Below are 11,082 nucleotides of genomic sequence, written 5' to 3'. Positions count from 1 at the left end.
TTAATCATGTATTATTTTCACGACCCAACGTAATTATCTCTCCCCATAATGCTTTTAATACCCATGAAGCCTTACTAAGAGTTTTAAAAACTACTCAAACTATTGTAAGGGATTTTATAGCACACAAATCTCTCGATGCATTTAAAGTTTAAAATATACTTGACAAGTAATTTGCTTTTTAGGTTAAACTAAGGTACCATGTATACTAATTATTTTATGTTAAGGCTTTACCCCCGGGAGTATAAAAGCCATGAAAACCCCACCCAGTCTCTAACTACTTAGATCAAGTTTAAAATAACTTAGATTAAAAGTAGTTCTTCGTTTTTTCAATTTCCACTGTATTAATACGTGTGCTTTTGCGCTTAAAGCATGCATTGTGTCTTTTTTGCTCTCATGAGGTAAAATTATGAGTTCTCTATTGCTACAGATTAAAAATCTGCAAAAAAACTATTATGTTAATAATAAGCTTATTAAACAAGCTCTTAAAGGTGTATCCCTTGATATTTATAAAGGTGAAATAGTCAGTTTGCTTGGTGTAAACGGCGCAGGCAAAACAACGCTTTCAACCATTATTGCGACCTTGCATCCACCAACGGCAGGAGATATTGTATGGCAAGGTAAGTCTATTTATGCTGATTTGCTGTCTTATAGGTCAGTTATTGGGTTTTGTCCTCAAAAAGTAAATCTCAATCCTTCTTTAACACTAAGAGAAAATTTGGTGTATTCAGGTAGGTATTATGGGCTTGATGAGCACGTTATTCAAAATAAAGTAGAAGCGTTGTTACATACGTTTAATCTAAAAGAATATGCAGAGTCTAAAGCAGAAGTGCTTTCAGGTGGTTATAAACAACGTTTTTTACTTGCGCGTGCGCTTATTCATGATCCCCAATTGCTTATCTTAGATGAGCCAACAGTTGCACTTGATCCTCATGTGCGTCGCCAGTTATGGGACCTTATAAAAAGCTTAAGGGATCGTGGTATCTCAATACTACTGACAACCCATTATATTGATGAAGCTGAATATTTATCTGATCGTGTATGCATTTTAGACAAAGGTCTTATAAAGCTTGTCGATACGCCTCAAAATTTAAAAGTTGCTTACAGTAAAGGTACATTAGAAGATGTATTTTTACATTTATTTGAAGAAACAGCTCATGAAACAGGGCTGAACTAACGTAGGAGTGTATATGTATTTTTCAAAAAGAGTACTTTCAACGTTTATATGGCTTTTAAAAGCTGATATAAGTGTTTTTAAAAAAGAATATGTTGGTAAAGTAATTGATACCGGTATTTGGGTAATAATTAATATAGTTATAACAAGTTATATATTACCATCGCTTGGTATTCCTAGTTCATTTGGATTACTTTTAGTTGCTGGTTTAGTGGCAAGTGCAGGTCTTATGGAAGTATATCCAAATACTATGAGCTTAGCAGCAGATCTTAAAGGTGATCAGACGATTACTTATTCATTGACATTGCCACTGCCTTCTTGGTTGGTCCCTATAAAAATCGCTACTTATTTTGCTTTAACAGCAGCAAGTATTGGTATTTGGGTGCTCCCTTTAGCAAAGCTTCTCTTGTTTAATCAGTTGAGCTTAGCTGCCGTTTCATGGTCTAAACTAGCACTTATCTTTTTGCTCAGTAATATGTTTAGTGGTGTATTTGCTCTGTTTTTAGGTACTATGATTAAAGACATAGCAACTGATCATACGTGGATGCGTTTTGTATTTCCACTGTGGTTTTTAGGAGGATTTCAGTTTACTTGGCAGGCTTTATATGCATTTTCACCAGTACTGGCTTACTTAGATTTGCTTAATCCTTTTTTATGGATAATGGAAGGTACACGTATTTCGATACTGGGACAAGAAGGTAATTTGCCTTTTGGTCTATGTATTTTAGCTCTCGTGCTCTTTATTTTTATAATTGGGTATATGGGTATCTCGAGGCTGCGAAAAAAGCTTGATTTTGTATAAGCTCACATTTGTCTAACCAAAAGAGGCTACAAGCATTACACTTGTAGCCTCTTTTACATTTAATAGAACAACTAAAATTAATGAGCAACTGGCTCTAATTGTTTAATTCGTTGATCTAGCCATCTTTCAAGCTCTAGTAAAAATCCATATTTAGCTTGTATGAGCTTAAAAATAGCCCAAGGATTACTCTTGGTTTTTGCTTTTTTATATAAAGTAATACACGGCAAGGACGGTTTAAAAGACTTAAGCTCACGTTGTATACCAGTTTTAATATAATGTAATGTAGGCTGATCTGGACTCCCTATAGATTCTGTTACCATAGAGGGATAAAGCTTGTAGAGTATAAAAGTACTAAGTGCTAAAAGTGAAAGTCCACTATAAAGACCAGTGTCTATAAGTACATCAATGCTATGAGGAACTTTGGTGCTATGTTTGTGAGGTGCAAATAAATCTGTCAAAGCACATATAAGTAGTAAGCCTGTTGAAATAGCTAGAGTAGCTGTAAGGGCTATAACTGCTTTTTTATGAGATGCAGCAGCAGCGAAAGATGATTTATAAGTAAAGAGAAGCTCTTTAACAAGTAAATGAAGGTGTTTTAAGGTTGCTAAATCAGCTTGAGTAATCTGTGTATTTGCGTCACTTAAATCTGGGTTTGCTTGTGGAATTGCTTAAGTAATAATAGTACTATACTCATTGTCAAAAAGTTCTTCTAGTTTAGAATTCTGATCTGTTAAAATTAAATTAAATCTTTGTTGCAAATCAATTGTTACTGCTTGCATATGTTCTCTTAAAGCCTTTTTAATAGCTTGATGAGCATAAGGTACATGGGCTGTTTTAAATGCTTGACTAGTGCGAGTTTTATCGAGCCATTCTTTAGTATCTGTTGACTGTTTTTTATAATATTGTTTTAAATAGAGCGCTATTTGTTCAACTTTATCTTGTGGTAATCCAAAATAAAGAGCAATAAATTGAACAAGAGCTGGATCTTTAAAGTCTAAATAGTTGGCTATACGATGCCAGATTTCATCGGGTAAGCTATGAATTAATTGATTGCCATCAATTTTTTGTTGAGCTTCAGAATCACTTGAGGCAACAAGGGGATTTATATCTATAATAATATCGTCTTGAAGTGTATAGCTTTGCTGTGTTGGTTGATTATCTAGTAAAGGCATTGTTTCTCCATCTTGATCCATTGCTCGCGTAATAATCGGCATTGATAGACACAAGAGTAAAGATAAATACATATTTTTTTTCATAAATTCTTTCATAAATTAATTTTATTTTTTATTAAATATAACATGCTATTAAAAATAAATCAACTATGAACTCCTAGTTAGCTTAGTGGATATGATTTTCAATTTGACAATATATTGAAATTAAGTTAACTTTGTTAATTCTAGGGTTGCGATAACTAAAATATGTAATTTAGAATACTATTTGATCAAAAATCAAAAAATTATTCTTGCTTTTTAGTAGGGACTGTCCCCTATGCATAGAGCGCTAAGTTTTAATGTAGTTACTTAATAAATGTATATATGGCATTACAGTTCAAATTTTTTGTATATTACTAAAAACACTATTTAACTTAAGAGATTTTTCATGAATAAAATATTATTATTTTTAACTTGTATAGGTTTTTTTGCTTCGTATGCTGGTGATAAACAGTTGTTTGCAGCATTAAGAACAAATAATAGAGAGCAGATGAAATATCTTCTTTCTAAAGGGGGTAACTGTGATGCTTATGACTGTAGCGGTTACGGCTTGCTTCATTGGGCGGTTTTAGCAAATAATATGCCCATGGTAAAGTTATTACTTGAGCACGGTGCAGATGTTAATGCTCAAGGTGAGTATATTGCTTTAAGTATAAGTCAATTACCTAAAGATTTTACTCAAGAGTCTTATGTTACTCTTAAGAGTATTATTAATTTTGTATATCCTTGTCAGCAGAAGGGTGGTTATGGAATGTTTATTAATAACTATTCAAAATTTATGGGGATATTTCATTATCACATATTGCCTCCTACCTATCTAATGATACCTGATTTTGCCCACAAGACTAATAATAATCTGCGTTTAATAGAGCAATTAAATCAAAGTATAGTCTCTAGCAGGGAAACAAGAGTTTTCCATCATTTAACTCCTCTTCATTGGGCTCTAGTAACTCAAAATAGTGATATGATAAAATTGTTGCTTTCTCACAAAGCAAACACCGCACTTCTTTGTGATGTAGACTATAATGATAATATGCAAGTAGGGCTGCTTGAATGGGCTAAAATTTTAAGTACGCCAGAGATTGTTGCTTTGCTTGCTGAGCATGAAGCTTTTGTTAAACCTAAAACGGTTAAAAAGCTTGCAGCTTATCGACTTTCAAAAAACTTTCCTTTGCAACGAGATAAAAAGTTGCGTGAGGCAATGGTTTCTGCTCTTAAAACAGGGATTAATCGGACTACTATAGCTTCTTTTACGAGCATACTATCATTAGGCGCTAATCCTAATATTCGTGGTAAAAATAATAGTACTATTCTCCATAAGGCCGCTGAGATTGGTAATAAAGAGCTTGTGCGCTTATTACTGGATAATAAAGCTGATGTTACGGTAAAAGATGATGATGGCAATACACCTTTACATATACTTATTCAGTCACTCATTGCTAAGGGCACTACAATTGGAACTGATAATTTTATAACTATAGCCAAAATGCTATTAGCTAACAGAGCTGATGTTGATGCTAAAAATAATGAAGGCTTAACACCTTTAGCTTGTTTGCTTGTTAATAATATAAGTTCTTTAAATATCAGCAGTACTAGATCTATTACGGTATTAGATTTTTACTTTAAAGTATGCAAATGTACTCCTGCAATGCTCTTACTGCTTTTATCCTATGGGGCTGACTTTACCGTTAAAAACAATGTACTTCTTGAAGCCGCTTATAAATGTAACTGTATGCCAGTTGTCAATTTACTGCTCGATCATGGAGCGTTTTTAGGTTCTAGAGAAGAAACTTTATCTGATTTTAATAAAGTTAGTGAATATGAAGATAGACATGCTATTAATAGAGCACTGTCTGCTAATGATACAGAACGCGTTATTGCTATTTTAAATTATACACCCGCCATTACAAAAAACAGAGAGCCATTGTCTGTTAAAGAATATATTGAATTTAAATTGGGCTCTTTGGGTACATCGTATAGTGCACTTGAATTAGCGCTTACAAAGTATTTTAATAATCTGTTAGAAGCAATTAATCAGGACGATTATGAGTTTGTGCGACATGCTCTCGAGCAAGGTTTTCCGATAACTATTTGTGATGAATTAGGTAACTCTTTACTTCATAGAGCCGTTGAGGCTAAAAGTGTTACTATACGCAGGCTGTTATTAGCTTTAAAGCCAAGTTTGCTTACAAAAAAGAATAAGCTTGGGATTACTCCTTTAGATCTAGCTGTATAAGTATACTTTTAGATCACTAGTAGAGTTAAAATTGTTTGTTTTCAATTTGACAATAGACATTAAGTATATTATTGTTATTAATGCAAGAAAAGGTAGCTTTAAATTATACATAATAGAAAAGCAAAAAAAGCTCTATAGTAGTTGATGGTAATTGTAAAAACAAAAAGAAGAAATTATGAAAAAAATACTGTTGCTCACTCTAGCTCTATTATTTAGTAAAGCAATTTTCACCATGAAACGTCCTAGCGATTATGATGGTCCTTTGGTTACAGATTTTAATAATTTGTCTTTAGTTTCAAGTTTTAACAATTTATCGTTTAAGATTAAAAAAAATATTATTGATTGTCTGATAGCTACTTTGCCCAATAGTCAAACTTTAGTTAGGCAACTTAGACATCCATACTCAAAAGCTACCTATAAACAAAAAGTGCAAGATAGTATTTTGCCTAGTTTACGCTCTTGGCTTTCACTAGATAAAGAGATAAGCAGCTTATTATTAAATCAAGAATATATTGGGCAACTCATTTGCTCTTTAGCTTGTAAATATACTCTTTCAAATTATGAAATTGCAGAAATGATTGGTACAAGAACTGCAGCTGAATGGTGCATTGCTCACCCAGAGCTGCTTGAAGCTTCAACTGTTAGTTCGGGGCATGATTCTAAGGTTGCTCGTGTATTGTTCCCTGCTTTACCAACTACTCGACAATTACTCTTTAGCCTGTGTAGTTTAAAATTGATCAAGGACGCTGAAAAAGAGGAAGCTCTTCGTCAATATGCTCATGAAGGCAATGGTACTGCTGTGCAAGCTCTTATTCAATCAGGGTGTAACGTTAATGCTGTTAATGATATGGATAAGCTGACTGCGTTACATAGGGCTGTAAAATCAAATCATCCAGAAATAGTACAATTGTTAATTGATGCTCAAGCTGTTATAGAAACTCAAGATTACCAAGGTGACACGCCTCTTAAAAGTGCTGTACTGACTAATAATAGAGAATTGGTCCATTTGTTGCTTGTGCAAAACCCCAAACCCAATGTTGATGTGCCTGATAAAGATGGTAAAACTCCTTTAATGCATGCTATTGCTTGTGACTACACTAAAGTGGCGACACGTCTGATTTTGGCGAATGCTGATTGCTATGCTCAAGACATGTTTGGTAATACGCCCTCTAGTATAGCGTTTGAAAAAGGTAATTCCAAAATAATGCGATTTTTAGATATCTTGAAAAACTTAAATAACGTTGCTAGGTAAAAAAGTTAACTTTAAATTATATATAATAGAAAAACAAGAATTAGTGATAATGAATAATGTTGATTGTAAAAACCAAAAGAAGAAATTATGAAAAAAATACTGTTATTTTCTCTGTCCTTATTATTTAGTAAAACAATTCTCACTATGGATCATTTGGAAAAAGATAGTAGTGCGCTACTTGCCGACTTTAATAGTTTACCGCGTGATATTAAAAAAAATATTATTGCTAGCCTTATAGAGGTTTTGCCAAATCAACAAACTATTGTTAAAGACGTTAAAGCACAATATGACTCTTTGTCGGATGATGACTTTTGTAGTAATAACAATACAAAAATTGACTATAAACAATCAGTACAAAAGCTTATTAGAAGTAATCTAATGTCTTTGTTTTCAGTAAATAAAGAGCTTAGCGCTTTACTTGTTGATCAAGAATATATGGGGCAACTTATTTGTGCTTTAGCTTGTAAGTATAATCTTTCAAATTATGAAATTGCAGAGATGATTGATACAAGAACTGCAGTTGCATGGTGTATTGCTCATCCACAGTTGCTTACAGTCCCGCAGGTTGCTCGTAGGGTAAATCGCGTATTATTCCCTAGTTTGCCAACTACTCGGCAATTACTATTTAGTCTCCATAGTTTAAAATTAACTACGAACGCTGAAAAAGAGAATGCTCTTCGTCTATATGCTCATGCAGGTGATCTTAAAGCTGTATTAGCACTTATTCAATCAGGATGCAATGTTAACGCTTTTGATGATATGGATAAGACAACTGCGTTACATAAAGCTGTGAAGCTTAATAATATACCAATGGTTGACTTGTTACTTATGCAACAAGCTCATGTCGATGTACGTGATGAGTTGGGTAGAACTCCTTTAATGAACGCTGTAGCTCGCAATTTTTCACAACTAGCCACACGCCTCATGTTGGCGCATGCTGATCGTGCTGCTCAAGACACGGCTGGAAAGACCGCCTACAGTATAGCGGTAGAAAACAATAATTCCGATATGATTAGGCTTTTAGATTGCTTTGAAGTCTTAGCCCCGAATAATAGATAAAAAAAGTAAAGAGAATAAAAGTAGCTACAAGGAATAAACTTGTAGCTACTTTTTTAAAGATTTTATGGGGATTATAAGGGGCGTTGCCCCTTATATGTTTAGTATTAAGGTATTAAAATGATACAGACCCTTTGGCCCATATGCCCCATTGGTTAAGTGCGCCTAGATTGCATCTATGGGCATCGTATTCAATTTCGCCACCAATGCCTAGTTGTGGTTCCCAGCAATGGCCAATATAGGTATAGCTTAGATGGCCAAAAAATTTATGCGTAGTTTGTTCAGGTGCGCGAGCGGATTCTATGTTGAGTATATCAACTAGCTGGCAGCGCAGCTCAGTTGAGTTTATATCGCCTACCGCTGGGCTTACGAGCGTTGTTTGAGCGTCTGTAGTGCCTGCACGCGTTATAGTTGCATTGCTTTGAGTGTTGTTGTCGGGTATTAGGGGATCTCCTGAACCTTGACAGACAAATTCTGTTCCTTTAATGCCAAAGCGTCGTGTAATAAATTCTGAAGGGAATAATGTTGGTTCTACGCATAAGCGCTCTTTGCTGCGATGATATACGTTATACCCAAGATCTATGCCAAATTGGCCATAGTAATAAGATAGCTTAAAAGCAACATCAGTTTTATAGTTGCCACCGGCGCGTGCTGCATGAGTGGTATAATCGATAGCATTAAGCAAAGTACCGGTATAGACATTATCAGTAGTAAACTCTTTTAAAAGTAAATAACGACTGAGCGGCCCGTGATCTTTAAAATCAAATGAGCGTATTTGGTATCTACGTATAAGATGGGTTAGGTTGCCTTCAAACCAAAAGCCTAGATTGTGGCATCCTGATTGCCACAGTGTTGTATGGCCTGACATGCCTGCACCAATTTCAAAGTTGCCGCCGTTGCCTACAATAGGCTCAAAAACAAACTCAGCGCGAGGAGTTGCCGCTGTAGGCAGTACGCCTTGAGCAAAAAAACCAAAATGGGACTTATGATCTAATATGAAGTTCCATCCTAAAATAAGATCAATATTAGCTATGTTAGTTTTATGTCTTTGACCACAGGAGAATTTGCCAAACATCCATGGTGTATCTTGGTTGCCAAAAGCAGTTTGCCCTGAAAGAGCTTCGCGGATGCTTTCAACTGCACGTACGTTACCTGGCCCCATATAACATGATGGTTGCGTTGGTATTGATTGAGGGTCGTTGTTGTTTTGCTCATTACAATGAAGTCCTAAGTCCCAGCGCGTATGTACTATAGGAGCACGTAGTTTAAAATAGGTGCCATAATGCCATGCATCAAGACCTAAGTGATAGTTAAAATCAACTATAGTGTTTTCAATACGAGGCTTAAAGCAAACGGTGCCATTAAATGTAGGCGTAAGGCCAAAATAATCGGCAACTAAATCACGATTATTATTACGACCTGCTACAGCGCTTCCCACTAAATGTAAGCAGGTGCTTCCAAATAAATAGTGAGCCATACGTTGCCCATCACGTGACCGCGTATGTTCAACAGCAAGGGAAATATCTCCCCACACACGTCCATCAGAACCGGGTAATACTTCTTGCCATCCAGCTAAGTTACGCGCAAGATTCCAGCCTTGTGACCGAGGTAAAAATAACGTCTTAAGGCCACAAGGTGATTGATATACTTTTTCTTTAGGTAACTTTTTAGCAAGACCGCTTGCTGAATTACACATATCTGCTTTAGCTAAAAAACTTGTACTAAGCAGGCAGTACAAGAGGGACCGTACAAGATTCATACCCAAGCTCCTTTAAGGTTAAAATTCAACTATTTAGGCACTGCGAAGTATAGTCTGAAAACACATAGCTTGCAAGTTTTTTCTCTGTAAGAAGCAATAGCCCATGCTTACCTGCTAGAGTTTTTTAAGAATAATGCTTTAATAATAATAAAAATTAATTATTGTATATCTGAAAATAATGCTGTAAGATTAACATAAAATACACATAAATCTCATAACAAGAGAGAGAACCTATGAAAAAATATATTTTAATCTTATTAACTGGTGTAGCGTTTCAAAACCTAGTCGGTATGCAGAGAAAAACTTGGGATGAAAAAGTATTTGATGCTCTAAGACCAAATAGCATGAGAAATCCGTTATTTTTAAATACCGATGAAGCTAAATCTTCAACATTTACAGCACCGGAAATACGAAAAAAACAGGAGAAATTACTAAAAAATATGAGCGCAACTGAACGTAAGCAATATAAAGAGTTACAAGAACAACAAACAGCCGAAATAAAAAAACTTTTAGAGCGAGGTGCTAGTGCCAACGCAACAGGCAAATATGGTGAGTTGATACTTGTTGAAGCTGTTGGATTTGTGAATCTTCCCTTAGTAAAAATATTATTAGAAAAAGGTGCTCAAATTAATCAAGAGGATAACGACCGCAATACCCCTTTAGCTACCGCTTTAATGATTGGTGATATTCCTATGGTTAAGTTTCTTATTGATAACGGAGCAGATATTAATTTATTAAGAACGAATGCTCAAGGTGTCAAAGAAAGCTTACTACACAGGGCCATAAGACATGGTTCTGTATACCAGGTTGAACTGTTATTGGCATTCGGTATAGATCACACTATTAAAGATAGTAATGGACAGACAGCCCTTGAACTAGCCAAAAATGTTGCTCAATTAGGTAATTTGCCAGCTAAGGCCCCAGCTTATACTACTTTAGCAGATATACAGTACATACCCCAAACTATAGAAAAATATATAAAAGTATTAGAGCAAGCTACTACTAAACCAACTAAAGATACTCTGCGAGAAGCTGTTAAGCAAGGGTATTTAGTTTTAGTTAAAAAGCTATTACAAAAAATGAATTTTACTTCTCAAGAGTTAAGTGAGTATGGCTTATTGGCAGAACAAGAGTTTAAGAGGTCAAAATTAGACATTTATAAGTATATAGCAGAGCTCTTAAGAAAATATCAGGAAGCATTAGATACTCTTGCACGAGCATCTTCTAAAACAGGCGATCAAATGCCTCCAGAAGTAGCTCGTCTAATTGCAAAAAAGGTTATAGGTTATACAGCTTCTTCTAAAAATTAGGTAAAAATTTTTCTAAAGTTAGATTCTATGCCCGTCACGTGACCGCGTATGTTCAACAGCAAGGGAAATATCTCCCCACACACGTCAATCAGAACCGGGTAATACTTCTTGCCATCCAACTAAGTTACGCGCAAGATTCCAGCCTTGTGACCGAGGTGAAAATAACGTCTTAAGGCCACAAGGTGATTGATATACTTTTTCTTTAGGTAACTTTTTAGCAAGACCGCTTGCTGAATTACACATATCTGCTTTAGCTAAAAAACTTGTACTAAGCAGGCAGTACAA

10 protein-coding genes are annotated in these 11,082 nt (G+C 35.1%); 6 read left to right on the top strand and 4 right to left on the bottom strand.

From position 1 onward, the window contains the following. Window positions 1-406 precede the first annotated feature (406 nt). A complete protein-coding gene (locus tag H0X48_06460; protein MBA3954935.1) occupies window positions 407-1,174 on the top strand; it encodes an ABC transporter ATP-binding protein in 768 nt (255 codons plus the stop codon). 13 nt (window positions 1,175-1,187) lie between these two features. Then, complete coding sequence (locus H0X48_06455) at window positions 1,188-1,973, top strand: hypothetical protein (protein MBA3954934.1); 786 nt, start codon at window positions 1,188-1,190, stop codon at window positions 1,971-1,973. 77 nt (window positions 1,974-2,050) lie between these two features. On the opposite strand, the gene H0X48_06450 is transcribed toward H0X48_06455, so the two are convergent. After that, window positions 2,051-2,431, bottom strand: coding sequence for a hypothetical protein (locus tag H0X48_06450; protein MBA3954933.1), 381 nt, complete (start codon window positions 2,429-2,431; stop codon window positions 2,051-2,053). Window positions 2,432-2,641: 210 nt separating this feature from the next. Further along, on the bottom strand, window positions 2,642-3,229 hold the full coding sequence (locus tag H0X48_06445) for a hypothetical protein (protein ID MBA3954932.1): 588 nt from the start codon (window positions 3,227-3,229) through the stop codon (window positions 2,642-2,644). 343 nt (window positions 3,230-3,572) lie between these two features. Between H0X48_06445 and H0X48_06440 the strand changes: the two genes are divergently transcribed. From H0X48_06440 to H0X48_06430, 3 genes are all read left to right on the top strand, one after another. After that, window positions 3,573-5,420, top strand: coding sequence for an ankyrin repeat domain-containing protein (locus H0X48_06440; GenBank protein ID MBA3954931.1), 1,848 nt, complete (start codon window positions 3,573-3,575; stop codon window positions 5,418-5,420). A 175-nt stretch (window positions 5,421-5,595) separates the two neighbouring features. Next, entirely contained in the window at window positions 5,596-6,672 is a 1,077-nt protein-coding gene (locus H0X48_06435; protein ID MBA3954930.1) for an ankyrin repeat domain-containing protein, read from the top strand. 87 nt (window positions 6,673-6,759) lie between these two features. Then, a complete protein-coding gene (locus H0X48_06430; GenBank protein MBA3954929.1) occupies window positions 6,760-7,731 on the top strand; it encodes an ankyrin repeat domain-containing protein in 972 nt (323 codons plus the stop codon). A gap of 112 nt (window positions 7,732-7,843) precedes the next feature. Here H0X48_06430 and H0X48_06425 read toward each other — a convergent pair whose 3' ends face one another. After that, window positions 7,844-9,487 (bottom strand): hypothetical protein, encoded by a 1,644-nt coding sequence (locus H0X48_06425; protein MBA3954928.1) that lies wholly within the window; start codon window positions 9,485-9,487, stop codon window positions 7,844-7,846. A 233-nt stretch (window positions 9,488-9,720) separates the two neighbouring features. Here H0X48_06425 and H0X48_06420 point away from each other — a divergent pair, with 233 nt between their 5' ends. Continuing rightward, window positions 9,721-10,797 (top strand): ankyrin repeat domain-containing protein, encoded by a 1,077-nt coding sequence (locus H0X48_06420; protein ID MBA3954927.1) that lies wholly within the window; start codon window positions 9,721-9,723, stop codon window positions 10,795-10,797. Window positions 10,798-10,881: 84 nt separating this feature from the next. Here H0X48_06420 and H0X48_06415 read toward each other — a convergent pair whose 3' ends face one another. Further along, window positions 10,882-11,040 (bottom strand): hypothetical protein, encoded by a 159-nt coding sequence (locus H0X48_06415; GenBank protein MBA3954926.1) that lies wholly within the window; start codon window positions 11,038-11,040, stop codon window positions 10,882-10,884. Between the last annotated feature and the right edge of the window lie 42 nt (window positions 11,041-11,082).

Source organism: Candidatus Dependentiae bacterium (assembly GCA_013821315.1).
In the GTDB taxonomy this organism is placed as follows: Bacteria; Babelota; Babeliae; order Babelales; family Babelaceae; genus JACDHA01.
Note: the sequence above shows the minus strand (reverse complement) of the source record. Positions and strands in the feature narration are given on the sequence as shown.